General features: G+C 66.3%; 22 protein-coding genes. 13 read left to right on the top strand and 9 right to left on the bottom strand.

Annotation, left to right across the window (positions count from 1 at the left end; translation table 11 throughout):
* Window positions 1–16 precede the first annotated feature (16 nt).
* Genes HNO81_RS14445 through HNO81_RS14455 form a run of 3 tightly spaced genes read right to left on the bottom strand, consistent with a single transcriptional unit; the run spans window position 17 to window position 3079 of the window.
* Window positions 17–796: a nitrilase-related carbon-nitrogen hydrolase gene (locus tag HNO81_RS14445; RefSeq protein ID WP_175318798.1), complete on the bottom strand. Its 780-nt coding sequence runs from the start codon at window positions 794–796 to the stop codon at window positions 17–19.
* Window positions 797–841: 45 nt separating this feature from the next.
* Complete coding sequence (locus tag HNO81_RS14450) at window positions 842–2191, bottom strand: APC family permease (RefSeq protein ID WP_175318799.1); 1350 nt, start codon at window positions 2189–2191, stop codon at window positions 842–844.
* A 9-nt stretch (window positions 2192–2200) separates the two neighbouring features.
* Complete coding sequence (locus tag HNO81_RS14455) at window positions 2201–3079, bottom strand: carbon-nitrogen hydrolase family protein (protein WP_175318800.1); 879 nt, start codon at window positions 3077–3079, stop codon at window positions 2201–2203.
* A gap of 96 nt (window positions 3080–3175) precedes the next feature.
* Here HNO81_RS14455 and HNO81_RS14460 point away from each other — a divergent pair, with 96 nt between their 5' ends.
* Together HNO81_RS14460 and HNO81_RS20470 are read left to right on the top strand one after the other, a co-directional pair.
* Entirely contained in the window at window positions 3176–3919 is a 744-nt protein-coding gene (locus HNO81_RS14460) for a FadR/GntR family transcriptional regulator (RefSeq protein WP_175318801.1), read from the top strand.
* Between the two features lie 799 nt (window positions 3920–4718).
* Window positions 4719–5261, top strand: coding sequence for an endonuclease VII domain-containing protein (locus tag HNO81_RS20470; protein ID WP_371818271.1), 543 nt, complete (start codon window positions 4719–4721; stop codon window positions 5259–5261).
* Between the two features lie 219 nt (window positions 5262–5480).
* Here the strand turns inward: HNO81_RS20470 and HNO81_RS14470 are convergent, their stop codons facing one another.
* Both HNO81_RS14470 and hisC read right to left on the bottom strand, forming a co-directional pair.
* Window positions 5481–6896, bottom strand: a complete 1416-nt coding sequence (locus HNO81_RS14470) for an amino acid permease (protein ID WP_175318803.1) — start codon at window positions 6894–6896, stop codon at window positions 5481–5483.
* Between the two features lie 52 nt (window positions 6897–6948).
* A complete protein-coding gene (gene hisC / locus HNO81_RS14475; RefSeq protein ID WP_175318804.1) occupies window positions 6949–8046 on the bottom strand; it encodes a histidinol-phosphate transaminase in 1098 nt (365 codons plus the stop codon).
* Window positions 8047–8139: 93 nt separating this feature from the next.
* Between hisC and HNO81_RS14480 the strand changes: the two genes are divergently transcribed.
* Entirely contained in the window at window positions 8140–8643 is a 504-nt protein-coding gene (locus tag HNO81_RS14480; RefSeq protein ID WP_175318805.1) for an Lrp/AsnC family transcriptional regulator, read from the top strand.
* Window positions 8644–8892: 249 nt separating this feature from the next.
* Here HNO81_RS14480 and HNO81_RS14485 read toward each other — a convergent pair whose 3' ends face one another.
* Complete coding sequence (locus HNO81_RS14485; RefSeq protein ID WP_175318806.1) at window positions 8893–9534, bottom strand: HEPN domain-containing protein; 642 nt, start codon at window positions 9532–9534, stop codon at window positions 8893–8895.
* A gap of 462 nt (window positions 9535–9996) precedes the next feature.
* On the opposite strand from HNO81_RS14485, the gene HNO81_RS14490 reads away from it, so the two are divergent.
* Window positions 9997–11658 (top strand): thiamine pyrophosphate-binding protein, encoded by a 1662-nt coding sequence (locus HNO81_RS14490; RefSeq protein ID WP_175318807.1) that lies wholly within the window; start codon window positions 9997–9999, stop codon window positions 11656–11658.
* Window positions 11659–11870: 212 nt separating this feature from the next.
* Here HNO81_RS14490 and HNO81_RS14495 read toward each other — a convergent pair whose 3' ends face one another.
* Window positions 11871–12650, bottom strand: a complete 780-nt coding sequence (locus tag HNO81_RS14495; protein ID WP_175318808.1) for a hypothetical protein — start codon at window positions 12648–12650, stop codon at window positions 11871–11873.
* A 427-nt stretch (window positions 12651–13077) separates the two neighbouring features.
* Between HNO81_RS14495 and HNO81_RS14500 the strand changes: the two genes are divergently transcribed.
* Complete coding sequence (locus tag HNO81_RS14500) at window positions 13078–13827, top strand: FadR/GntR family transcriptional regulator (RefSeq protein ID WP_175318809.1); 750 nt, start codon at window positions 13078–13080, stop codon at window positions 13825–13827.
* Between the two features lie 68 nt (window positions 13828–13895).
* Here HNO81_RS14500 and HNO81_RS14505 read toward each other — a convergent pair whose 3' ends face one another.
* Window positions 13896–14642, bottom strand: coding sequence for a glucose 1-dehydrogenase (locus HNO81_RS14505; protein WP_175318810.1), 747 nt, complete (start codon window positions 14640–14642; stop codon window positions 13896–13898).
* Between the two features lie 153 nt (window positions 14643–14795).
* Between HNO81_RS14505 and HNO81_RS14510 the strand changes: the two genes are divergently transcribed.
* The 3 genes from HNO81_RS14510 to HNO81_RS14520 all read left to right on the top strand — a co-directional run bounded on the left by HNO81_RS14510 (window position 14796) and on the right by HNO81_RS14520 (window position 17446).
* Entirely contained in the window at window positions 14796–15545 is a 750-nt protein-coding gene (locus HNO81_RS14510) for an SDR family oxidoreductase (RefSeq protein WP_175318811.1), read from the top strand.
* Between the two features lie 691 nt (window positions 15546–16236).
* A complete protein-coding gene (locus HNO81_RS14515; protein ID WP_175318812.1) occupies window positions 16237–17166 on the top strand; it encodes an NADP-dependent oxidoreductase in 930 nt (309 codons plus the stop codon).
* A 103-nt stretch (window positions 17167–17269) separates the two neighbouring features.
* A complete protein-coding gene (locus HNO81_RS14520) occupies window positions 17270–17446 on the top strand; it encodes a hypothetical protein (protein ID WP_175318813.1) in 177 nt (58 codons plus the stop codon).
* Here the strand turns inward: HNO81_RS14520 and HNO81_RS14525 are convergent.
* Window positions 17437–18627 carry a hypothetical protein gene (locus HNO81_RS14525; protein WP_175318814.1) on the bottom strand — a complete coding sequence of 397 codons (1191 nt, stop codon included), beginning with the start codon at window positions 18625–18627 and terminating at the stop codon, window positions 17437–17439. The genes HNO81_RS14520 and HNO81_RS14525 overlap by 10 nt on opposite strands.
* A 99-nt stretch (window positions 18628–18726) precedes the next feature.
* On the opposite strand from HNO81_RS14525, the gene HNO81_RS14530 reads away from it, so the two are divergent.
* The 5 genes from HNO81_RS14530 to HNO81_RS14550 all read left to right on the top strand — a co-directional run bounded on the left by HNO81_RS14530 (window position 18727) and on the right by HNO81_RS14550 (window position 24120).
* Entirely contained in the window at window positions 18727–19965 is a 1239-nt protein-coding gene (locus HNO81_RS14530) for an amidohydrolase (protein ID WP_175318815.1), read from the top strand.
* A gap of 108 nt (window positions 19966–20073) precedes the next feature.
* Complete coding sequence (locus HNO81_RS14535; RefSeq protein ID WP_175318816.1) at window positions 20074–20391, top strand: hypothetical protein; 318 nt, start codon at window positions 20074–20076, stop codon at window positions 20389–20391.
* A gap of 328 nt (window positions 20392–20719) precedes the next feature.
* On the top strand, window positions 20720–20935 hold the full coding sequence (locus HNO81_RS14540; RefSeq protein WP_175318817.1) for a hypothetical protein: 216 nt from the start codon (window positions 20720–20722) through the stop codon (window positions 20933–20935).
* 214 nt (window positions 20936–21149) lie between these two features.
* A complete protein-coding gene (locus HNO81_RS14545; protein ID WP_175318818.1) occupies window positions 21150–23783 on the top strand; it encodes a PEP/pyruvate-binding domain-containing protein in 2634 nt (877 codons plus the stop codon).
* Window positions 23784–23901: 118 nt separating this feature from the next.
* Window positions 23902–24120, top strand: coding sequence for a hypothetical protein (locus HNO81_RS14550; protein ID WP_175318819.1), 219 nt, complete (start codon window positions 23902–23904; stop codon window positions 24118–24120).
* Window positions 24121–24171 lie beyond the last annotated feature (51 nt).

The raw sequence follows: 24171 nt of genomic DNA on the forward strand, positions 1-24171 counted from the left end.
CGCTGGCGTGATGTAACTACAGCCGCCGCTGCCGGAACATCGGGAACGATTCCCGCACCCGCTCCACCGTTTCCAGCAAGACCTCCACCACCCGCACCCCAGCGGCAAGCCCAAGGTCCGCCTCGACAACCCCCATCGGGTCCACCAGCACGCTCCTCCCCACCGATACCGGCGGCGCCTGGCACACCCCGGCCACGTACACGCTGTTCTCGATCGCCCGGGCTGCGTTCAGCGCCAGCCACTGCTCCGTCTTGTGCTCCCCCGGCACCCAGGACGAGCAGACCAGCAAAACCTGCGCGCCGGCGTCGGCCAATGACCTCGCCAGCTCCGGGAACCGCAGATCGTAGCAGGTCATCAGCCCGAACCGCACTCCCCCGTGCTCGAACACCACCGGCTCAAGAGATCCGCCGGGCTTGATGAACTCGGACTCCCCGAAGCCCTGCGCGTCGAAAAGGTGGATCTTCCGGTAGAAAGCCAGCCGACCGCCGTCGGGCCCGAAAGCCACCAGCGTGTTGTACGCCCTGCCCGGCTCGTCCGAGGTTTCCACCACGCCCGCCACCAGCGCGATGCGGTAGCGGGCGGCGATAGCGGCAAGCTCCCGGCAGACGGGGCCGTCCAGCGGTTCGGCCACCGCCGGGAAGGTGGCGTCCACCTTCTTCTTCTCGTAGGTGGCGTACTCCGGGAAGGCGACCAGCGCGGCGCCGTCGGCCGCCGCCCCGGCGGCAAACCGGCCGGTCGCGGCGAGGTTGGCCCGGATGTCGGCGCCCGACTCCAGCTGCCCCAGCGCTATCCTCACGAGTGTTCCTTCCCTTGGCCCAAAAACCACGCTACAAGACAGAGATCAGGCGGCTGCCTCGACCGTTGCCTTCTCCGTGGCCGTCATTTCCGGCGGCGCCGCCTTGAAGCCACGGGTGATCAGGGCCAGGACCACAATGCCCAGCACGAGCCAGGACACCCCCAGCGTAATCGCGTTGCTGTCCAGCTGGCACAGCAGGTACGCGCAGACGGCGGCGCCGATCACCGGGACAACCACGTAGGACACCGGGTTCAGCTGCTGCCCGGCCCGGCGCTGGCGCACATAGTGGAACACCACCGAAGCGTTCACCAGCGTGAAGGCGGTGTAGGCACCAAAGTTGATGAACGACGTCGACGTGGCCACGTCCAGGAAGAGCGCGATCAGGCCCACGATGCCGGTGACCACCAGGTTCGCCACCGGGGTGTGGAACTTCTCGCTGAGCCGGCCGAAGACCGCCTTGGGCAGAACCGAATCGCGGCCCATCGCGTACAGCAGGCGGGAGGCGCTGGCCTGCGCAGCGAGGCCTGAGGCGAACTGTGCCACCACCAGGCCGGCCAGGAACACGGCACCGAACAGCTGCCCGCCGATCTGCAGGGCGATGGAGCTCGCCGCGGAGGCCGAGTCCTCGAACACGCCGCCGGGGTGCACCAGCTGGGTCACGTAGGACACCGACACGAAGATGCCGCCGCCGATCAGGGCCACGAGCATGATGGCGCGCGGCACGGTGCGGCGCGGGTTGATGGTTTCCTCGGTGAGGGTGGTGACGGCGTCGAACCCCAGGAACGAGTACGCCGCGATGGCCGCGCCGGCGGAGATGGTGGCGAAGCTGGCGGTGTCGTTGAAGAACGGCTGGGCGCTGGCCAGTCCCCCGGCGCCGTTGGCGGACACCACGCTGCCGATGGCCAGCGCCACAAAGAACACCAGGACCAGCAGCTGGAAGGCCATCAGCACGTAGTTGGCCTTGTCCGCCACCTTGATGCCCAGGATGTTCAGCAGCGTGGTGATCACGATGAAGCCCACGATCCAGACGCCGATGGGGATGCCCGGGAACTGGGCGCTGAGGTAGGAGCCGCCGATGAGCCAGATGACCATGGGCAGGAAGAGGTAGTCCAGCAGCACGGCCCAGCCCACCAGGAACCCGACGCGGGGATCGATGGAGTGGCGGACGTAGGTGTAGGCGGAGCCGGCCACGGGGTAGGCGATGGCCATCCGGCCGTAGCTGTGCGCGGTGAACAGCATGGCCACCAGCGCCACGAGGTACGCGGCGGGCGCGGCGCCGCCGGTAGTTTCGGCGATGATGCCGAAGATCCCCAGGACGATGATGGGGGTCAGGTACGCCAGCCCGAACAGGACCAGCGAGGGCAGCTTCAGCGTGCGGGTGAGGGTGGTTGTCACGGTGTTTCCTTAGGGCTTGTAGGACGGCGGTGTCCAAGTGGCCGGGTTAATGCGGCCTTGGTAGACGGAAAGTTCGACGGCGGGCTCCCCGTCGCGGAACTGCGACCAGGGGCGGTTGAGGTTCTCCGTGCCGTGCGTGCGGACATGCTCGACGGCGGCCAGGTCCAGTTCCGCGGTGAGCAGCTGCGGTTGATCGTCCGTGGCCTCGGCAAGGGTGTTGCCCTCCGGGTCCACGATGATGCTCTTGCCCTGGCCGGTGGGGCCGGCACAGTTGACGCTGACCATGAACACCTGGTTCACGATGGCGTTGGCTTTGGCCAGGATCAGTTCCTGTTTGCGGTCCGGGGTGGTGGTTTTGACGACGTTGAGGATGACATCGGCGCCCATCCATGCGAGCTGGCGGGACACCTCCGGGTACCAGGCGTCGTAGCAGATGTTCAGGCCGACTCTGCCGATGCCGGGCAGGTCCACGGTGGTGAACTTGTCGCCGGGGTCGTAGGGCTCGAACGGGCGCCAGGGGAAGATTTTCCGGTAGTAGCCGGCGAGTTCCCCGTCCGGGGACAGGACCAGCTGGGTGTTGAACAGCTGTCCTTCGGGGCCGCGCTCGCAGACGCTGCCGGGGACCAGCCAGATGTTGAGGTCCCTGGCCAGCTGTTTGAGCTCTTTGACCCTTGGGCCGTCCAGGGGCTCGGCGGAAGCCTGGAGCATTTCCGTGCGTTGCTGGTCCGGGTCTTCGTCGCCGAAGAGGTGGAGCTCGGGGAAGACTACAAGCTTGCTGTGCGGCTGGGCTTCCAGTGCCGCTTTGACCTCCTCGGCGAAGGCCGAGACGGGTTCGCCGATGAGCCGCGGCCGGGCCTGGGCAGCGATGAGGGGAAGGATGCGTTGCATGAGTTTGTCTCCGCGTTGGGGTGTGATCCGGGTTATATTAGATCAGAATGAACCAATAAAGGAAAGGGGGCGGCTGTGAACCGTAAAGTAGCGGTTATGACCGATCAACTGGAGGACACTGTCGACTCCCCGCGTCTCGCCGCCGGCAGGATGCCCGGGATGGAGCGTCGCAGTGCCATGGACGCTGTGCGGATGCGGATCGGCATGGCGATTTCGCTGGGGCTTTTGAAGCCGGGCGAGCGGCTGCCGGACCAGGAGGACGTGGCCTTGGGTCTCTCAGTCAGCCCGATTACTGCGCGGCGCGCGTTGGCGAGCCTGGCCGAGCAGGGTGTGGTGGTTCGCCGGCGTGGGCGGGCCGGCGGAACGTTTGTTGCGGATGCGCCACCTACGGATGTCTTGGCATCACTTTCGGCGTCACCGGCGGAGTCCCAGGCGGTGAACCGGCTGGTGGACCGGCGGCTGCTGTTCGAGTGCGCGGTGACGCACTACGCCGCGGTCAACGCCACGGGTGAACAGCTGGACGAGCTGGAGCGGCTGACCCGGAACATGACCGAGGCCACCGACTGGTCCGTTTACCACCAGGCCGACGAGCGGTTCCACCAGCTGGTAGGGACGGCGTCAGGGATGGGCACCGCCGTCGAGGTTTATCACGAGACGCTTGCCGAGCTCTACGACTACTTCATCCCCTACCCCATCGAGAAGCTACACAAGTCCAACCATGACCACATCGCGCTCGTAGCAGCCCTACGGGCTGGTCGTGTTGAGGAGGCTGTGGAGGTCTCCCGGAAGCACGTCGACATCCTGCACCGTACGATGTTCATGGGGCTGGCGAAGGGCTGAGCTTCAGCGCAATGACTGCATGACTACGTGCTACCCCCGTGTTGCTTTTCCCGAAGCCAACCGACTCGGGGAAGCCGCATCGTCCGGAGGCGGTAGTCCAGTCGATGGCACTGATAGCGGGCTCGTTTTCCATGCACAGCGCACATTCCCGGCAGACCGGCGATGCATACCCCTTCTGCTACGGCGCTTAGCCTGTTTTGTCGGTTGTGTCGGTTAGGGTTCCGGCATGGAGATGAAAAAGGATGCCGAAGGGTGGAACCTGTGCAGCGCCCTCCCCGATTATGAGTGCCACCGTCGCACTCGGAACAAGGGCGGCAAGTACTGCAACACGCACGCCCTTCAAATGAACCGAGGTGAGGAGTTCAAACCCTTCAGAACGTGGGGCGTGGGCCACGGACTAACCTGCTCCGGGCCGAGGCGCAACGGGGAACCGTGCGACCGGTTGGTGACCCGGGTCGATCTTCACCCAGGGCCGCTCTGCAAAGGGCATGCGACGCAGCTTGAACGAGACGGCACGATGTGGCAGTTTCCACCTAAAGGGGACGAATGGAACGATTGCGCCGCCCTCGACTACAGCTGCGGACGTAAGGCAGTAACAAAAGGCTCACGGTTCTGCGGCACTCACTATAACCAGCACTACCGCGGGGAACTGACCCCCATCAAGCGGAAGGCGCCCAACGGCACAAGGTGCGTAGGCCCCGGCCCTGACGGCACAGAATGCGGACGGAAGGACATGCACCAGCATGATCCCATTCCGTTATGCAAGTCCCACACCGCGCAGTACAACGATACGGGCGCTATGCGAGTGATTGTCCCGCGCTACAAGCACGCTTCCTTGGTGAGGGACGCCGATGGCAACAAGCAATGCACGACGTGTCGACAATGGCTGCCCGTAGACAAATTCGGAAAAGGCGGCTCGGGGGGGCTGGCGTCCCGCTGCCTACAGTGCGCTAATGATGCCTCCCGTGCGCGGAAGTTTGGGATTACTCGGGAGACGTACGATGCCCTCCTATCCTTGCAAGGCGGCGTTTGTTGGTTATGTAAGCAGCTCCCGAACTTCGGCCGCAATTCGCTGAGCGTGGATCACGATCACAACTGCTGCGCCGACAAGTACAAAACATGCGGCGGCTGCATACGCGGGCTGCTCTGCGGATCGTGCAACCTCGCCCTCGGGCAGTTTGATCACAACCCTGAGCGGCTAGAAGCGGCCTTCAAATATCTGGTAGAAGGAGTGCCCCACATCCTGGCGTATTTGCAGTCAAGAGCGGATGTTGCAGCCTTACCGACACGCGATGGAGACACCAGGGATTTGCTGACCCCGTTTAGTTCGGGTGATGTCTGACAAATTTTTCCGATTGCGGCCGCAGGCGGCAGGCAGGATCGGACAGCGTTGGGTGCCGTGAGATGTGCCGGGGAACCTCGCTTCGATATTCGCGGACTGTGCGTGAATGATGTTCGGGAAGACCCGAATTTAGGGCAGCCAGCTGCGGCCAGCCCGGGGTAGGTTGCAAAAGGCACGCCCGGCCGAAGCCGGACGCGCCCTTCGGGCGGGTCATCTAATTCAGTCGATGAGCACCGGCTCCTTGTCACAGTCCGAGGCTTGAATGCCACCGGCACCCTTCCGGCCGCCACGGTGGTTCACCCAGTTAGCCACCGCCAGCAGCGCCACGAGTCCGAAGGTGCTCAGGAGCTGGGGACGGGAGTCCTCGCCGATGAAGCCCACCGTGAAGATGGCGGCGAGGATCAGCAGGCCAAGGGAACTGAGCCACGGGAAGCCGGGCATGCGCAGGGGAAGCTCCGTTCCGTCACGGTCGGCGCGGAGGCGCAGCGCGAGCTGGGCGAGCAGGGCGGAGGTCCACACCAGCAGACACGTCGAGCCCACGATGTTCAGCAGGACGCCCAGCACCATCTCCGGGAAGGCCAGCTCCAGCACCACCGTGACAACGCCAAAGGCAACGCTGGCCAGGACTGCAACTACCGGGACCCGCGCCTTGGATACCGAAGCGAGCCAACGCGGCGCTTCGCCCCGCTCCGCGAGGGAGAACGCCATCCGGGAAGCCCCGTAGAGGTTGGCGTTGAGCGCGGAGAGCAGTGCAGCCACGGCCACCAGGGTGATCGCGGTGGCCGCACCGGGCATGCGGGCGGAGTCCAGCACCGCGGCGAACGGGCTCTTCAGCCCCTCCGAACCGACGGGAACCACTGCCGCGATGACGAAGATGGCACCGATGTAGAAGACCAGGATGCGCCACAGCACCGTTCGGACTGCCTTCTTCACACTGCGGGCCGGCTCGGCGGTCTCGGCTGCCGCCACGGACACGATCTCGGTACCGCCGAACGCAAACGCCACCACAAACAGGGCCGTCGCAATCCCGCCGAAACCGCTCGGCGCGAACCCCTCCCCCATGAAGTTGGCCAGGCCCGGCGACTGCACGCCCGGAATCCAGCCGAACAGCAATGCGGCGCCCACCAGCAGGAATCCGACGATCGCGGCTACCTTGAGCAGGGCGAACCAGAACTCGAACTCGCCGAAGTTCTTCACGCTGGTCAGGTTCACGGCTGTGAGCACCATGATGAACACCAAGGCCATCAGCCACACCGGCAGGGCCGGGAAGATCGTGGCCAGCAAGCCTGCAGCACCGAGTGCCTCGGCGGCGATCACCACCACGAGCTGGATCCACCAGAGCCAGCCCACGGTTGCGCCGGCCACCGGCCCGTAGGCCTTGGCGGTGTAGACGGAGAAGGCGCCGCTGTCCGGGTTGGCGGCCGCCATCTCGCCGAGTGCCCACATCACCAGGATGATGAGCGTGCCGGCCACGAGGTAGGAGATCAGTACGGCCGGGCCGGCGGCCTGGATGCCGGCGCCGGAGCCGATGAACAGGCCGGCGCCGATGGCGCTGCCCAGGCCCATCATGGTGAGCTGCCGGGGTTTCAGGGCCGCGCCGAGGGGGCGGGCAGACGTCTTTGTCTGTTGTTCCATGGGGATTCCTCTGGTTGTGGGTGGAACGGATTGGGGAAAGGTCAGAAAGGTGTCAGGCCGCGTGGGCTGCCAGGAGCCGCATCACCCGGTCGTTGGAGGCGGTGTCGGCAACGGTGATCCGCACGCCGTCGCCCTGATAGGCCCGGACCAGGATGCCCGCGGCGTTGAAGGCGTCCACCAGCGCCGCCAGAAGCTGGTCGTCGGTGCGGATCCACAGGAAGTTGCCCTGGCTCGGCTGCAGCTTCCAGCCCTGTGCCTCCAGCTCCGCGCTCATCCGGGAGCGCTCCTGCTTCACAGCGGAGACCCGCGCTGCCATCTCCTCCCCCGCGTCCAGCGACGCGATGGCCGCCTTCTGCGCCAGCGCGCTCACGGCGAACGGCAGGGCGGTGCGGCGCAGACCTTCGGCGATGGCCGCCGTCGTAATGGCATACCCGACGCGCAGACCGGCGAGCCCGTAGGCCTTGGAGAAGGTGCGCAGGATGCAGACGTTCGGGTACCGGCGGTAGAGCGCCAGGGAGTCGGGGCCGCTGCCGGCGTCGGCGTACTCCACGTAGGCCTCGTCGATCACCACCAGGACGTCGGGGCGGACGGACTGCAGGAAGGCTTCGAGGCGGTCGTGGCTGATCGGCACGCCGGTGGGGTTGTTGGGCGTGCAGAGCAGGACGACTTTGGTGCGGTCTGTGACGGCGGCGGCCATGGCATCGAGGTCGTGGGCCTCCGCGTCGTCCAGCGGGACGCGGACCGGCCGGGCGCCTGCCAGCTCCACCAGGATGGGGTAGGCCTCGAAGGAGCGCCACGCGAAGACCACCTCGTCCCCGGCGTCGCACAGTCCGGTGATGATCTGCTGGAGGACGCCAACGCTGCCGGGCCCCACCGCTACCTCCGCGGCGGTGACGCCCAGGTGCCGGGCGAGCCGTTCGCGGAGTTCGACGGCGGCCATGTCCGGGTAGCGGTTCATCCTGGCCGCCGCTTCGGCCACCGCGGCGGTGGCTGCGGGCAGGGGCTCGTAGTGGCTTTCGTTGCTGGCGAGGGCGGCGATGTCCGCGCCGGCGCTGCGCCGGCCCGGGACGTAGGCAGGGAGTCCGGTGACGGCGCTGCGAAGGGTGGGCAACTTTTTTGCCGGCGGGGCCAGGAGTTGATCAGGGCTCATGAAGACCGATCATGGAAGTGACCCGGGCCACAATGCAAGGTACGCTTCCATGCTTGGGACTTCTGCTCAACTTCTAGTACCTCTGGTGAAAATATGACCATCGCGACCTCTCGCACCCTCGATTCGCTCGACGGCAGGATCATCCTTGCCCTGGACAAGGACCCCGAAGCGAGCGCCCTGGCACTCTCCCGGACACTCGGCGTCGCCCGCAACACCGTCCACGCCCGGCTGGCACGGCTGGAGCGCAGCGGCGCGCTCCGGTCCTTCAGCCGCAGGCTGGACCCCGCCGCGCTGGGATACGATCTGATGGCCTTCCTCTCGCTGTCCATCAGCCAGACCCGGACCGGATCGGTGGAGAACGGGCTCGCCGCGATCCCGGAGGTCATCGAGGTGCACGCCACCACCGGCGACGCGGACCTCATGGCCAAGGTGGTGGCCCGCGGCACCGCCGACCTTTACCGCATCACCAACGAGATCCTGGAGATCGAGGGGATCGAGCGGACCAGCACCGCCATCTCCATCCTGGAGCTCATGCCACCCCGGTACGACGGGCTCATCAGCCGGCTGTCGAAGGAGGAATCGCGCCCGGCGGACTAGATTTCCGCTGAGCAGCGTACCAACGCCTGGCCATACCGCAAGTGCGTCCGGGCCTGGGCCCACCGCATTACCAGCACCTTCCACCGGCAAAGCGATGGCCGTGTCCGCGCTCGACGGCGGTGCCAGCAGTTTCTTGTACCACGGAGAAACGGACAAGGCAGCCTTCGGATTCACCATTCAGGGCTACGAGCGAGGACCCTCAGCCCAACGGTACTTTGCTGGCCAATGCTTGCTGGTCATCGGCATTCGCTACCACGGGGATTTTCCTGTCACCGTCACGAGGTGCTTACCAATCTCATCGTCCAGCCGGGATGTGAGGTAGCTGAAGAAAGTGATCCACGAAGTTACCCCGGCTTTGTTCAGCGCTCCCGGCGTTGTCCCCTTATGAACGATTTCGCCGCGAATTTCGTGAACGAATTCGTTGACGTTGGCGAGGACCTTTGCGTTACTCATATTTCGCCAACGAATACCCCGAAGGCCATTAGCGAATCCAAAGGCCAGCTCCAACAGCTTTTCGGTGTTTTCCACATTGGGCGTGTTCAGCCTTCCTACATCGATGACAAGCGCCTGCCGGGATTCCGCTTGCCACGAGTTGCCAGCCAGGGCCCAAGGATTTTGAACCTTTGCGACTCTCTGCCTGAGAGTGTGCGGCAGCTTTGAATGGTCGTGAGCGATCTCCCCTAGGAGGAAGTCGAGTCCCTCCAGGGCTACTTGCTCGACGTAGTTTTCCCAGGCGGTGTGCAGGAGGACAACCATCGACCGCAACAAGGGCCCCGTGTCCCCTGGCGGCCGGCCTCTCGTTCCTTTTGGCGCCGGGTGGAGCGCGTCCAGATTTTGCACGTCCTGCATTAACGAGTCAAACGTCTCCGAGTATGCCTTTGAATTCCCCATGGGCTGATCCTATGTTGCTTCACGGCAAAGCCCAGCAGGGAGAATTTTATTTAGCTTAGCCTTCACTTAAGTTATGCAGACACCACTACAGCCGATTGTAGCGGCGGCATGATCTGGCGAGTAGTTGGGCTAAGAGTCGCAGATCTGGTCGTCGGCGCGCCAGCTGCTACCTTGCAGACCCTAGACTCCTAGCCATCTATTGACGCGAGTGGCTCGCCAGCACCGTCTGGTCCACTCCCGCCAATGACGAAAGCCAACGCCGGTCGGGCACTCAAGCAGGCGACATGTGACCTGCCGCTGAAATGCGGGTCGTTTAGATCAGCAGACAGGATCTCGAACTTACATGAAGCGCAGGTAGCCTCCCGGTGGGCGTTTTGTCACTTCTCCGCTCCCCTGCTGCCAAAAATCCCAACAGTAAATCCAGCTCTTGCCGATCAGTGAGCTGGGCCACAGGATTCCTGCATGACTACTCTCACTGTCTCGGGCCGTGTGGCAGAGGTCCTCAGCAGCTATGTCAGCGACGTCTTCGGCGTCATGGGCAACGGCAACGTCTACTTCCTGGACGCCGCGGAGCAGCAGGGCCTCCGCTTCACCGCGGTCCGGCATGAGGGCGCCGCCATTGCCGCTGCCGACGCCTACTACCGCGCCTCGGGACGGCTCGCCGCGGGCACCACCACCTACGGCCCCGGCTACACCAACGCGCTCACCGCCCTTGCCGAGGCGGTCCAGGCGCAGATCCCCGTCGTGCTGGTCACCGGGGATGCGCCCACCACCGGCGCCCGGCCCTGGGACGTGGATCAGGCCGCCATCGCCGCCGGCCTCGGCGCCGCCACCTTCACCGTTACCCGCGACGCCGCGGGCGCCGTCACCCGGCAGGCGGTGGAGTACGCACTCACCCGGCGTACCGCCGTCGTGCTTGCCATCCCCTACGACCTCGCCGCACTTGAGGCTGCGGACGAGGACCTTCCGGAACCGGCGGCTTTGGAAGTGACGGACGACGGCGGCACGGACCTTGCGCGGGTGGCCCGCCTTTTGGCAGGGGCACAGCGGCCGCTGATCCTTGCCGGCCGTGGTGCGCATCTGGCCGGCGCCGGCCCGGAACTCCGAGATCTCGCCGACCGGCTCGGCGCACTGACCGCCGGAACCGCCCTGGCGCTCAATCTCCTGAATGGCGAGGGATACCTGGGCGTCGCCGGCGGTTTCGGCACCGACAGCGCGGCCGGGCTCATGGGCGAGGCCGACGTGGTCCTGGTGGCCGGGGCGAGCCTGAGCCCGTTCACCATGCGGTTCGGGGACCTGCTCGGTCCGGACGCCACGGTCATCCAGATCGACACCGCTGTGGAGCCGACGAATCCGCGGGTTGATTTGTTTGTTTCCGCGGATGTGAAGGCTGCCGCTGCGCGGCTGTTGTCTCTGCTTGATAGTGGCGCTGCTGCTGGTGCGTGGCGTTCGGAGGCTGTCCGGCGCCTGGCTGTTGGGCCTGGCCATGCTACCGGCTCTGCTTCGACTGTGGACGGGCGGCTGGATCCGCGCGCCCTCGCCTCCGCGCTCGATGCCGTGCTGCCGGAGCGCCGCACGGTGGTCCAGGACGGCGGGCACTTCATCGGCTGGGCGCCCATGTACTGGAACATTCCGCGGCCGCAGGACCTGGTGATGGTGGGGACCGCGTTCCAGTCGATCGGGTTGGGGCTGGCGAGTGCCGTCGGAGCTGCCCGTGCGGTGGAGGACGGCCGCACCCTGGTGCTGGCTTCGGGCGACGGCGGCTTCCTGATGGGCCTGTCCGACCTAGAATCCCTGATCGGCGCCGCCCGCAGCGCGATTGTGGTGATCTACAACGACGCCGCGTACGGGGCCGAGATCCACCAGTACGGATCGCAGGGCCTGACCGAGAAGCCGATGCTGATCCCGGAGGTGGACTTCAGCGGCGTCGCACGGGCGTTGGGTGCCGAGTCTGCAGTGATCCGTTCTCTGTCCGACCTGTCCTCGCTACAGGACTGGATCGACGCCGGCGCCAACGGCACCTTCCTGGCGGACTGCCGGATCACGTCCTCAGTCCGCGCCCCGTGGATCACCGAGTGGATGGCGGTTTCCCAGGCTGCGAAGGCGGCTGTGGCTATTACATGACCTCGGCCCGCCATATCAACACCGCTGATTACCTTGTCGTCTTCTGGCCACCGCCAGAATTAGATAAGCAGGAGGGCTGCAATCTCTAGCATGGCAGTCTGCCTTGGAAGCCAGGCAACATCAGGATCCTCACGCGCGGCAACCGTGCCAATGCTGAGCAACGTTTTCGTGCATCTAACGCAGCTAATTGCCGGATCCCTCCACTGACGCGGCTACTCCTCCGATTCCTCTCTCGTAACTGTGATGCCGGCAGAAGCGTTACGGTTACTTTTAGAAACCTTCCAGAGGTCGCCGGAGTAGGTCCTTGCGTACCACGCTGCTAACCCGTGGTCGGTCAGCTGGAAATCGTGTTTAATTTCCCTTGGGTCGAGTGGAGCCTTCTCCTCTAGTGTGTCCAAAAACTCTCGGGGCATTGCTTTGCGCACGGTTAGCCCATTGGCCTTGCGAACAAACCATCGCTCCCCGTTGCCAGATTCAGATTCCACAAACCAACCGTGATTTCCCCTAGTTACCGGATAGGTTGACTTTGGGCGCCAAATCAAATCGTCGAAGTTCAGGTTTGCTTTTCGGCTGCGTAACTGTGCGACCGCCTCATCCGCGTAGGCTGGTACGGCGGTCAGGTCCTCCAGTTCCTCTTCTTCACTTGGAGATCCCTCAGCCATGGGCTGCGATGCCTGGCTATAATCGCGCGTTGCTGTTTGCTCTTCAACCTTCAGCAGCACACTTTGAACGTCCGCGAGCACTTGGTTGGTCTTCTCACCCAGATCACGACTAGCCTGAACGAGGGTCAGCAAGTCGTCAGTGTCCGCATTCTGGTTCAGAGCGATTATGAAAGTTAGGACGATGGCCGCAACGGCAATGAGAGTACCTAATACGACCGTCAGAGTCGTAGCGTCATAAAATATTGCGACCGCAGTCGCGACCCCTGCAAGGATGCCGATTAGCAACAGAATTACGGGGAACGACTTGGGTGTTCGCTTACTGTTCGTCACTAGCTGAGAGTAGACCATTCAAGCGTTTTTTACGCATTCAGGCCCTCACAGGGCTTGCCTTTGGGGATCATTCCGTCAAAACCAACTTTTTAGAATAGATGCTTCTCCGTTGATCCGCTGATAAACAGCCCGGAGTCGATTGACGACTGTCCCGATGAAAGAGACTAGCCTTGCAAAGTGGGAAACGAAATGTCGTTTCCTGGCTAAGCTGGCAGCGAAGAAAACCCAACAGGGCAGACAACCCGAAGATTTAGTCAGCGTTCCTACTTCCGACCCCAATCCCACGGTGGAAAGGGCTTCTAGCCGTGCTACTGAAGCCTCGGATGCTGAGCTACGTTCGTCCCTCACAACCGCCGCTGCCGGAACATCGGGAATGACGCCCGCACCCGCTCGACGATCTCCAGGGAAACCTCCACGGCCCGCAGATATGACCCATCAGCCGGAGGAGACCGCCGAGCCCTCACGCCTTGGTGCCGGCAGGATCACCGGGATGGAACGGCGCAGCGCCATGGACGCGGTGCGGATGCGGATCGGCATGGCGATTTCCCTGGGGCTTCTGAAGCCCGGCGAACGGCTGCCGGACCAGGTAGACGTGGCCCTTGGCCTCTCGGTCAGTCCCATTACTGCCCGCCGCGCCCTGGCGAGCCTGGCGGAGCAAGGTGTTGTGGTGCGGCGCCGTGGACGGGCCGGCGGGACGTTCGTGGCGGACGCGCCGCCGTTGGACGTTCTCGCGGAACTCTCTGCTTCCCCGGCCGAGTCCCAGGCGGCGAACCGGCTGGTGGACCGGCGGCTCCTGTTCGAATGCGCCGTGACCCCCTACGCGGCAGTCAATGCCACCACAGAGCAGCTGGACGAGATGGAGCGGCTGACTAAAGAGATGGCCGGGGCGGGCGACTGGTCCTACTACCACCGGATGGACGAGCAGTTCCATCAACTGGTGGGTACGGCATCCTGCCTGGACACCGCCGTCGAGGTCTACCACCAGACCCTCGCCGAGCTGTACGACTACTTCATCCCCTACCCCATCGAGAAGCTGCACAAATCGAACCTCGACCACATTGAACTGGTGGCATCCGTGCGCGCCGGCCAGGTTGAAGAGGCCGTGGAGATATCCCGAAAGCACGTGGACATCCTGCACCGGACCATGTTCATGGGGCTCGCCAAGGACCAAACCTAAGCCCCCGCCGTCGCGCCCCACCGTCCGGCAACTGCCTCCCCGGGAACAGCCAAGCCCTACCGCGCAGGCTACGTCTCTTGCGGCCGGTTTACCGTCCCCGCGGTGTCACCACCATCGATGACGAATTCGGCCCCGGTAACGAACGACGATTCGTTGGATGCCAGGTACAACACCAGGTCGGCCACTTCCCCGGGATGGCCTATCCGTCCCAGCGCCACATGGCTCATGTCGGACTCGATGTCAGCGGTCATCGGGGTGGCGATGACTCCAGGATGAACGGAATTGACCCTGATGCCTTGCGGTCCCAAGTCCAGCGCAGCACTCTTGGTGAGGCCACGCACCCCAAACTTCGACGCCGTGTATCCGGGGATCTGCTCATAGCCGCGCATGCCGGCAATCGAGGAAATGTTGATGATCGACCCGCCCCTGGCCTTCTTCATAGCGGGGATTGCAGCCTTGATGCCCAGGAATGTGCCGGTCAGGTTCACCCCGATGACAGCATTCCACTGCTCCAGCGTGTAGTTCTCGATGGAGGCAAAGTTCACGATGCCGGCGTTGTTCACCAGGATGTTGAGGCCCCCGAACGTTTCGACGGCGGCGCCCACCGCTGCCTCCCAGTCCTGCGGACTGGTCACATCGAGGTGGACGTAGAGCGCTCCGGAGCCTATCCGCTCCGCGGTCTCCTTTCCCTCCTGGTCCAGGACGTCCCCAATCACCACGCGCGCCCCCTCGCCATGCAGCCGTGCTGCGACAGCAGCTCCAATCCCCCGCGCTCCCCCGGTGACGAGTGCTACTTTGTCGATGACCCGTTCCATGGGCGCTCCTTCGATAATGCTCCGGACAGAGACATGACTGGGGAAACAGCTCCGTTCCGCCACCTGTCATGGTTCCATCGGACGTCCGCGCCGTCCTTGGGGGTAGAGTCCAAGGTCCCCGGAGCTGCCCCCGGTGCGGTTTAGGATCACTTCATGAGGATTGCCGTTGCAGGGGGAACCGGTACCGTAGGCCGCCACGTCGTGGCCATCGCCAGGGAGCGCGGGCACGAGGTGATCAGCCTCAGCCGCGCGGAAGGAGTGGATCTGGTCAACGGGCGCGGCCTGGACCAGGCGCTCCAGAATGTGGAAACGGTCATTGATGTCACCGGCATCCAGACCCTGTCCACCAAGAAAGCCGTGGGCTACTTCACCAACGCCACGCAGAACCTGCTGGCGGCGGAGACAAAGGCCGGTGTGAAGCACCATGTGGCGCTGTCCATCGTGGGCATCGACAACGCCAAGTCCGGGCTGTACGCCGGCAAGCTGGCGCAGGAGGACGAAGTCCGGCACGGCGGCATCCCCTGGAGCATCCTCCGGTCCACCCAGTTCCACGAATTCGTGCCAATGTCCATCAAGACCGCCACTCTGGGGCCGATGGTGGTCGTGCCCCAGATGCGCACCCAACCGGTCGCGGCAGAAGAGGTGGCCGCTGCCCTGGTCGACGCGGCCGAGGCAGGTCCACGGGGACGACTCCCGGACCTCGGCGGACCGCAGGCTGAACACCTCAAGGATCTGGTCGCGGCCTATCTGGCCAGAACGCAGCAGAAAAAACGGCTCGTCCAGCTTCGCCTCCCCGGCCCCATGGGCAAGGCAATGCGCAACGGTGACCTGATCCCGGCGCCGGGCTCCGCCGTCGGACGCCAGAACTTCCGGGAGTGGCTCGAAGCCACAAGACCGGCATAGGAGCCAGCCCACTCAGGGCCTTCCCCGCCGGCGGCGCCACGGACAGCTCAGCAAACGCAGCTCCAGCGCAGACAAAGTCCAGGTTGTAGCCTCCCGGCTCCGCCAACAACGTCACGCCAGTGGTGCTATTCGCCATGTTCGTGCCGCGCAGCTCGCCCCGTTCCGCCGGATGGAGCAACGGGGCCGACCATTCCGACAGGTCCTCAAGTTCCGAGAGCCTGGGGTCCGGATTGGGCGAATCCTGACGCCGGTGGCGGACAGTTTTCCGATGCGGGAGATGGCGCTGATGGTGACGGGCCCGCCGTCGTGCCTAAAAAACCGGTCCAGCACCGAACCGCCCTTGAATTCGGAGGCCTCCGGGACGCCGTCGTGCCGCACGATGGTGAGCTTGGATCCATGGACTCCCGCGCACGCACCGGTGACCATGTTGTCCTCGAAGGAGCGTTGCTGTGGCGTTGCGGTGGCGGTCGGTGACGGCCCACGTTCGTCCGGGCCCGTGTATTCACACCCGGCAAGCACCACCACCGCGACAATCCATGCGAGAACGGCGCCCCGGCGCCGGCCCGGCTTTCCCCCAAAAGCTGACATGGCCCGAGTCTGCGGCCTGGAACTCTCTCAGTCCCGGCGTGCGCTTCACCACTTCTCCCTCACCTTCGGAATAGCGCGGCAGGTACGCACAGTTGTGCCAGTCATGAAGGCAATCACTTACAGCGAATACGGAAACCCTGACGTCCTCGAGTACGGCGACCAGCCGATGCCGAAGGTGGGTCCCGGGATGGTCCTGGTCAAGGTCAAGGCAGCCTCGGTGAACCCGGTGGACTGGAAGATCATGTCCGGCGGCCTGGACGCGGCCATGGACCTGCAGTTCCCCGCCATTCCCGGCTGGGACGTGGCAGGCGTGGTGGAGTCGGTGGGCATCGACTCCCGGCAGTTCCAACCCGGCGATGAGGTTATCGCCTATGGCCGCAAGGACTACGTGCACGGGGGCAGCTTCGCCGAATACATCGCGCTGCCTGAGCGGGTCCTGGCGAAGAAGCCCGCGGCGCTTGATTGGAACGAATCGGCCGGACTGCCGCTGGCCGGCCTCACCGCCTACCAGGTGCTCAACCGGCTGGGCCTGAAGGCCGGCGAAACGGTCCTGATCCATGGTGGATCCGGCGGCGTGGGCTCCCTGGGCATCCAGATCGCCGTGGCCATGGGCGCCAGCGTAATCGCCACCGCCTCGGAGAAGAACCACGAGTTCCTGCGCTCCCTCGGCGCCGAGCCGGTGGCCTACGGTGACGGTCTCGCGGACCGCGTGCGCGCCCTGCGCCCCAACGGTGTTGAGGTGGTGGCCGACTTCGTGGGCGGCAACCTCGAGGCCACCCTGGCGGTCCTGGCCGAGAACGGACGCCACGCCTCCATTGCCGACAGCGACGTGGAAGAGCACGGCGGCCAGTGGATGTGGGTCACCCCCGTGGGCCCGGACCTGCAGGTACTCGCCGACATGGCGGATGACGGCAAGCTCCGCGTGGAGGTCGCCGAGGTGTTCCCGCTGGCCAAGGCCGCCGACGCGTTCCGGTCCAACATGGAAGGCCACACCCGCGGCAAGATCGTGCTGTCCGTCAACCAGGACTCCTAACCGCGGTCATTGTCTGACGAAGGCTCCGTCCCTCTGGGACGGAGCCTTCGCTGTACACGCAACGTTCGTGAGAGGCTGGGAAAAACTCACATTGGGGGACACTGTGGACATTGCGTCAATTCTCATCAGCGCGGCCGTGTTTGTTGTGCCGATCGCCGTCGGCGCCACGCTCTTGTACTGGATCATCCGGCTGGGCGTAAAGCACGGCCTTCGCTCGTTCTACGCCGAACGCACCATTCCGACGGACGGCGTAGCGCCCGCCCCCGCGGATCAGGCCTGATCCGGCCCGGCCTTCCGCCTGCGCCGCAGCACCACCACCAGGACCGCGGCACCCGCCAGCATCATCCCGCCCGCCCCGGCGGCCACCGCCGGAAGCGCCACATCAAACGAGGCCTGCGCGACGGCGTCACCGGACCCACCGGCGTCAGGCGCCGCGGCAGCCTCTTCCCCACCCGGGGCAGGCGGCGCAGCAGACGCAACCGGCCCGGCGTCGAGCACTGTCAATGACCTGGCGTGCCGGTTCACCACCACCACGGACCCATCCGCCCGTTGCGCGAGGCGGCCCGGATCGTCGCCCACCGGGATGGTCTCGGCAGCCACGCCGGCACGGATCACCGAGACCGAATCGCCCAGGCTGTTGGTCACGTACACCGTCCCGTCGGCGGCGGCCAGGACCTCCTGCGGCGCCTCGCCCACCGGGATCCGGCGGGCCACCGCGGTGCCGCCGGGCTCGATCACCGCCACGTCGTTGGTCTTGATGTTGGCCACGTAGACGGTCCCATCCGGGGCCACCGCAATCCCGTGCGGGTGGCCCTGCACCCCCACGTCCACGGTGTGTGACGGCCATGCCGCCCCGGCCGGAATCACGGTGACGGTGCCCGCGAGCTCGTTGGCGGCGTAGGCCGTCCCGTCCCTGCCCACGGCAAGCCGCACCGGGTACTGGCCGGCCTGGACGGTCCGGGTCACCCACGCCTCGCCCTGCTTCACTACGGACACCGAATTTTCGTCCGGATTGACCACATACAGGGACCCGTCCGGCCCCACCGTGAGCCAGTGCGTGCCGCTGGGCGCCTTCATCACCAGGGACACTTCGTCGGCGCCCGGCGCCACCATCCCCACCCCTGACTGCGCGCCGTCACTCTGCGCCACATACAGGGTCCCGTCCGGGGTCACCGCCACGGAGGTGGGAAAGTGCCCGGGGGTGATGCGGCCTGACGGCGTGGTCTCCCCCGGTTTGTACACCAGGACGCTGCCGTCGTAACCGTAGTCGCTGACATACAGGGTGCCGTCCGGGCCGGCGGCAACACCCAGCGGCTGGCCGGGCACGTCCACCGTGCGCGGGTCGGCAGCTGACGCCGGGGGGGCCACCGCGGCGGCAGCCAGCACGACGGCGGCGCCCGCCAGCAGTGCCCGCCGGGCAGCCGGCAGCAACGGGACAAACGGACGCGGCGTGGTCGCCATAAGAATTCCCCCAAAGAATCGTGCCGATCCCCCTCGGCAATGCTCCGATCCTACCCGCGCCCCCGGAGCGCCCCGCCGGCCAACCTTAGACTGGGACCCATGACCCTGACCCTCACCAACGTCCGTCCCTGGGGCGGGGACGCCGCTGACGTCACGCTCGACGGCGGGGCGATCACCGCCGTCGTACCCGCCGCCGTGAACGGGGCTGCTTCAGCCCGGGCCGCTTCAAAGACAGCCGATTCAGCCGCCGCCGTGGTGGACGGCCGTGGCCGCATCCTGCTGCCGTCCTTCTCCGACGTGCACGTCCACCTCGACTCCACCCGGCTGGGCCTGCCGTTCCGCCCGCACACCGGAAGCCCCGGCGTGTGGAACATGATGCTGAACGACCGCAACAACTGGCGGAACGCCGAAGCCTCCATCACCGAGCGGGCCACCCATACGCTGGGGGCGATGATCGCGCGCGGCACCACCCGGGTGCGCAGCTACGCGCAGGTGGATGCCGACGCCGGGCTGGAGCGTTTCGAGGCCGTCCTCGCCGCCCGCGAAACGCACCGGGACAGGGCAGACGTGGCAGTGATCGCATTCCCGCAGGCCGGCCTGCTCCGCGAGCCGGGCAGCACGGAGGTCCTGGAGGAGGCGCTCAAACTGGGTGCCGATGTGGTAGGCGGCATCGACCCCTGCGCCCTGGACCGCGACCCCGTGAAACACCTGGACATCGTCTTCGGCCTGGCCCAAAAGTATGGCCTGCCGGTGGACATCCACCTGCACGAGCCGGGCCAGCTGGGCCTGTTCAGCATGGAACTGATCCTGGAACGTACCCGGGCTCTGGGCATGCATGGCCTGGTCACCATCTCCCACGCCTTTGCCCTCGGCGACCTGCCGGACAGCCAGCTGGACACCCTTCTCGCGGACATGGCCGCACTGGACGTCTCCGTGGCCACCGTTGCACCAGCAAGGCCACTGCCGCTGGAGAAGCTCACCGCCGCCGGCATCCGGGTGGGCCTGGGCGAGGACGGCCAGCGCGACTACTGGTCCCCCTACGGTAATGCGGACATGCTGGACCGCACCTGGCAGCTGGCGTTCACCAACAAGTTCCGGGCCGACGAACTGATCGAACACTGTGCCGCCGTGGCCACCCTGGGCGGGGCCAGCGTCATCGACCCTGCGGCGCAGCGGCTCACGTCAACGGCGGACCGTCCGGGCCTGGCGGTGGGCGATCCCGCGGAGCTGGTCCTGCTGGAGGGCGATTCCGTGACCGCCGCCGTGATGGACAAGCTCCCCGGCCGCATGGTGATCCACCGCGGACACGTGGTGGCGGACGGGCTGCAGCTGGCGTAAACCCCGGCCAGGGACAGGCCCCAAAGTAGGGCACTTCTCCCCTGTCCGCAGGCCGTCGCGGGGTTTACCGTGATCCGCACCAGCATCCACCGCCGTCGAGGAGCCATCATGGCCGGGTTTGTGCAGATCATCGAATTCACGTCCTCCCGCATCAAGGAGATCGAGGAACTGGGCCGCCCCTCCCGGACCGAGGGAAGCACGCCGCCCACGTTCCGCCGCATCATCGCCACGGCGGACCGGGACCACCCGGGGCACTACTTCACGGTGGTGGACTTCGATTCCTTCGACTCGGCCATGGAAAACTCCGGCCGGCCGGAAACCTCGGAGTTCGCCGCCCGGATGGCCGAACTCTGCGACGGGCCCGTGATCTTCCACAACCTGGATGTCCTGTGGGAGGACACCGGGCAGGGCACGGACAACGCCTAGCAGCAGGACATGGCTCCCTTGACCCCGGATCCGGACGGCGGCACCGCGGGCCGGGGCAGGCGGTGGTGTCCGGCGCGGCGAACCCAGGGCTGCGCATGTATGTGGACCTGACAGTGGTGGCAAGGTGGTGGGTGCCGCGGACGCCACCACCCGGCTGCACGACGGCCAGACCGTCACCGTGGACGGGGCCGCCGGAACCGTGCAGTGGTGAAGGCCAGGACAGGATTCGCTCAAGATTGAAGCAATAAATCCGCTGAGTGGACAAAAGCCCTTCCGATTGACGGGAAAGCGTTCCTAAGGTGTTCACAGGCTCGACCAGGGGGGAATGATGCCAGCTACCGACAGCTTTGACACCACCACCGTTGACGGAACCCGGACCAGCGCCCGCGCCCGGCAAAAGGCTCCGGCGGCACCCCACCGGCCCGTCCCCGCTCCCCCGCGCACGCGGCCCACGCCGGCCCCAAGGGTCAGCGGCCGCGAGCGCGAAGTCCAGCAACTGATCTACGATCTGGCCCTCCTCGCAGCCAGGCAGTGTCCGCAGTAATCCGTCCGGCGCCGGCAGGCCGCCATCCCTGAGCTTCACCCACAAGCCCCGGGCCGTTCGGCCCTAGCGGGTGCGGGCCTGCCCGGACCACGCTGGAACGGGTGGACGCGAAAGCACCTTCCGCGTGCCGTGGGCCGGGCCGCCTGCCGGAGGACGGTTCACGGTAACGCACAGCACCGGCCTCCCCACCCCTGGACAGTAAGGGGGCACCGTCATGACCTATGTCATGGAGCTGGGCGACGTGCGCCGGGGCGATACTGCCGCGGCGGGAGGCAAGGCCGTGGGCCTCGGCGGCCTCATCCAGGCAGGACTGCCGGTCCCGCCCGGGGTGGTCCTCACTACTGCCGCGTACGCGGACTTCGTCGCCGGGAACAACCTTGGGGCACTCATCCAGGAGTTGGCCGCGTTGCCGCCTGATGCTTCGCCGGAGGACTATGACCACGCGTCCGCGCTGATCAGGACCCTCTTCAGCAAAGGCGCCATGCCTGCAGCCATCCAGGCCGAACTCGCATCCGCCTATGAAGGCCTTGGCGGCGGGGACACCGCCGTCTCGGTCCGCTCCTCCGCCACCGCCGAGGACCTCGCCTCCGCCAGCTTCGCCGGGCAGCAGGACAGCTACCTCAACGTCCGCGGTGCGGACGCCCTGGCCAGGGCAGTCATCGACTGCTGGGCTTCGCTGTGGACGGCGCGCGCCATGGCCTACCGGTCCCGCGAAGGCGTGCCGCCCGCCCAGGTGCGCCTCGCCGTCGTGATCCAGCAGATGGTGGCGGCCGACTCCGCCGGCGTGATGTTCACTGCCAACCCTGCCAACGGCCGCCGCGACCAGACGGTAATCAGCGCCGCGTGGGGCCTGGGCGAGGCCGTGGTCAGCGGGCAAGTGACCACCGATGACCTGACCGTGGACACCTATACGGGCAAGGTCATCACACGGCAGACCGCCGACAAGGAAGTCATGACCGTACCCGTGGAGAACGGAACGGCCAAGGAACAGGTGGCGGACGCCCGCCGTCGTGCGCCGGTCCTGGACGATGCCGCGGCGGCTGAACTCGCCGCCTTCGGCCGGCGGGCGGCGGAGCATTCCGGGGCGCCGCAGGACATCGAGTGGGCGCGGGTGGGCGGCACGTTCTTCCTGCTCCAGTCCCGCCCCATCACCGCGTTGCCGGAGCCTGCGGCGGACGTGCCCACGGACTGGACTGTCCCCTACCCCAAGGGTCTCTATTTCCGGGCGAGCATCGTGGAGCAGATGCCGGAGCCGCTGTCCCCGCTCTTTGCGGACCTCATCGACGGCTCGGTGTCCCGCTCGCTGTCCGCCCTGATGAACCAGGCGCTGGGCCCGGGGTCCCTCCGCGAGGGCGACGTCCGCTTCCCTACCGTCAACGGCTACGCCTATTACTACTACCGCACGTGGCCCATGCTGCGGATGACGGGCAGGACGGTACCGGCCATGCGGGCGCTGTTCAGCGGCAAGGCGCACATGGGCATCGCCGGCTGGCGCGAGCACTCCCATCCCCGCTACGAACGCATCATCAAGGAGTGGTCCGCGCAGCCGCCGGCCGGGCTGTCCGGGGCGGAGCTGCTGGCCGGTGCGCAGGCGCTCCTGGACGCCGGGACCGTCTACTACACCGCTGTGCAGTCCATCATTCCGCTGGCCGACATGGGCGAACTCTTCTTCCGGGCCTGCTACAAGGCCGTCCGGCGCGACGGCGATCCACCGGCCCAGGACTTCCTGCTGGGTTTCGACAGCGAGCCCATCCGGGCGGAAAAGTCCCTGTACGACCTCGCCGGCTGGGCACGCAGCGACCCGTCGCTGGTGGCGGCTTTGCTGGAACGGCCGACGCCGGAACTCGCCGGGTGCCTGCGGACAGGTTCCGCGCCGGCCGGGGTGGAGGACGTCTTGTGGCAGGAATGGCGGTTCACCTTCCAGGAACATCTGAACCTCTACGGGCACGCGGTCTACAACCTGGACTTCGCCACCCCGGTGCCGGCGGACAATCCGTCCGCGCAGCTGGAAACGGTGAAGTTCTACCTGCGCGGGCAGGGCACCGATCCACATGAGCGGCAGCGGCTGCTGACCGGGCGCCGGGAGAAGCTGACCCTGGACGTTTCGGGCCGGCTGGGACCGCGGCGCCGGGCCCTGTTCCTCCGGGTGCTGAAGTGGGCGCAGGAGACGGCACCGGTACGCGAGGACGCCCTGGCCGACGTCGGACTGGCCTGGCCGCTGCTCCGGCGCCTGCTGCTGGAACTCGGGCGGCGGCTGGTGGCCACGGGTGTCATCGCCGCGCCGGAGGACGTGTTCTGGCTGCGTTCTGCCGAGCTGCAGGGGGCGGTGGAGTTTGGACTGGCGGAGGCGGATGCGGGTGTGGCTCTTGCCGGGGCGGCCCGGCCGGTCCGCGCCGCGGCCGTCGAGGAACGCAGGATGCTGTGGCGCGGCCAGGCGAAGGCTGCCGCCCCGCAGATGCTGCCGCAAAGGGCATGGATGGAGAAGGCGCTGGGGTCGGTGATGCCGGCGGGCCCGCAGCACCAGTCCGGCGACGTGATCAAGGGCGCGGGTGCCAGTTCGGGCCGGGTGACGGCGACGGCCCGTGTGCTGCGGGGCCCGGAAGACTTCGGCCTGATGCAGCCCGGCGAGGTGCTGGTGGCCCGCATGACCACCCCCGCCTGGACTCCGTTGTTCACCATGGCTTCGGCGGTGGTGACCGATGTGGGCGGCCCGCTGAGCCACAGCTCCATCGTGGCCCGTGAATACGGCATCCCGGCCGTCCTGGGTACCGGCGTGGCCACGCAGCGGCTGGCCGGCGGGCGGAAGGTGAGCGTTGACGGCGACGCGGGCAAAGTCACCATCCTGTGATGCCGTGGCGCGGTACGGCGCCCGGGCGCGGGACGCCGTCGTCCTCGTTCTCCCCTTCGCTTGGGTGAGCCGCGCCCTCCCCTCTCTTGGGTGAGCCGGCCCCGGTACCGTGGCTGGCATGAGCACCCACGGCACCCCGGCCCAGATCGGCGACCTTCCTCCGCTCGGCCGGCCTGCCAACAGGGCTCTGCTTCAAGCAGACTTCACTACTCTCAGCACGATCGCCAACCACTCGCGCCAGGAGCTGCTCGCCCTGCACGGCGTTGGGCCCCGCGCCATCAGGCTCCTCGAAGCGGCCCTTGCGGAGCGTGGGCTCGGCTTTACCGATCCGTCCTAGGTGTAATTCCCACTGAGGTTGTGAACGCGGCTGATGGGGGTTGTGCCGCCG

Source organism: Pseudarthrobacter sp. C4D7 (assembly GCF_013359725.1).
Classification (GTDB): domain Bacteria; phylum Actinomycetota; class Actinomycetes; order Actinomycetales; family Micrococcaceae; genus Arthrobacter.

Coding starts and splice junctions, on each gene's coding strand:
- HNO81_RS14460 (WP_175318801.1), top strand. CDS start 3,176: ATGACCGATCAACTGGAGGACACTGTCGACTCCCCGCGTCTCGCCGCC.
- HNO81_RS14550 (WP_175318819.1), top strand. CDS start 23,902: ATGAGCACCCACGGCACCCCGGCCCAGATCGGCGACCTTCCTCCGCTC.
- HNO81_RS14510 (WP_175318811.1), top strand. CDS start 14,796: ATGAGGATTGCCGTTGCAGGGGGAACCGGTACCGTAGGCCGCCACGTC.
- HNO81_RS14525 (WP_175318814.1), bottom strand. CDS start 18,627: ATGGCGACCACGCCGCGTCCGTTTGTCCCGTTGCTGCCGGCTGCCCGG.
- HNO81_RS14480 (WP_175318805.1), top strand. CDS start 8,140: ATGACCATCGCGACCTCTCGCACCCTCGATTCGCTCGACGGCAGGATC.
- HNO81_RS14545 (WP_175318818.1), top strand. CDS start 21,150: ATGACCTATGTCATGGAGCTGGGCGACGTGCGCCGGGGCGATACTGCC.
- HNO81_RS14535 (WP_175318816.1), top strand. CDS start 20,074: ATGGCCGGGTTTGTGCAGATCATCGAATTCACGTCCTCCCGCATCAAG.
- HNO81_RS14500 (WP_175318809.1), top strand. CDS start 13,078: ATGACCCATCAGCCGGAGGAGACCGCCGAGCCCTCACGCCTTGGTGCC.
- HNO81_RS14505 (WP_175318810.1), bottom strand. CDS start 14,642: ATGGAACGGGTCATCGACAAAGTAGCACTCGTCACCGGGGGAGCGCGG.
- HNO81_RS14540 (WP_175318817.1), top strand. CDS start 20,720: ATGCCAGCTACCGACAGCTTTGACACCACCACCGTTGACGGAACCCGG.
- HNO81_RS14530 (WP_175318815.1), top strand. CDS start 18,727: ATGACCCTGACCCTCACCAACGTCCGTCCCTGGGGCGGGGACGCCGCT.
- HNO81_RS20470 (WP_371818271.1), top strand. CDS start 4,719: ATGCGAGTGATTGTCCCGCGCTACAAGCACGCTTCCTTGGTGAGGGAC.
- HNO81_RS14455 (WP_175318800.1), bottom strand. CDS start 3,079: ATGCAACGCATCCTTCCCCTCATCGCTGCCCAGGCCCGGCCGCGGCTC.
- HNO81_RS14515 (WP_175318812.1), top strand. CDS start 16,237: ATGAAGGCAATCACTTACAGCGAATACGGAAACCCTGACGTCCTCGAG.
- HNO81_RS14485 (WP_175318806.1), bottom strand. CDS start 9,534: ATGGGGAATTCAAAGGCATACTCGGAGACGTTTGACTCGTTAATGCAG.
- HNO81_RS14470 (WP_175318803.1), bottom strand. CDS start 6,896: ATGGAACAACAGACAAAGACGTCTGCCCGCCCCCTCGGCGCGGCCCTG.
- HNO81_RS14490 (WP_175318807.1), top strand. CDS start 9,997: ATGACTACTCTCACTGTCTCGGGCCGTGTGGCAGAGGTCCTCAGCAGC.
- hisC (WP_175318804.1), bottom strand. CDS start 8,046: ATGAGCCCTGATCAACTCCTGGCCCCGCCGGCAAAAAAGTTGCCCACC.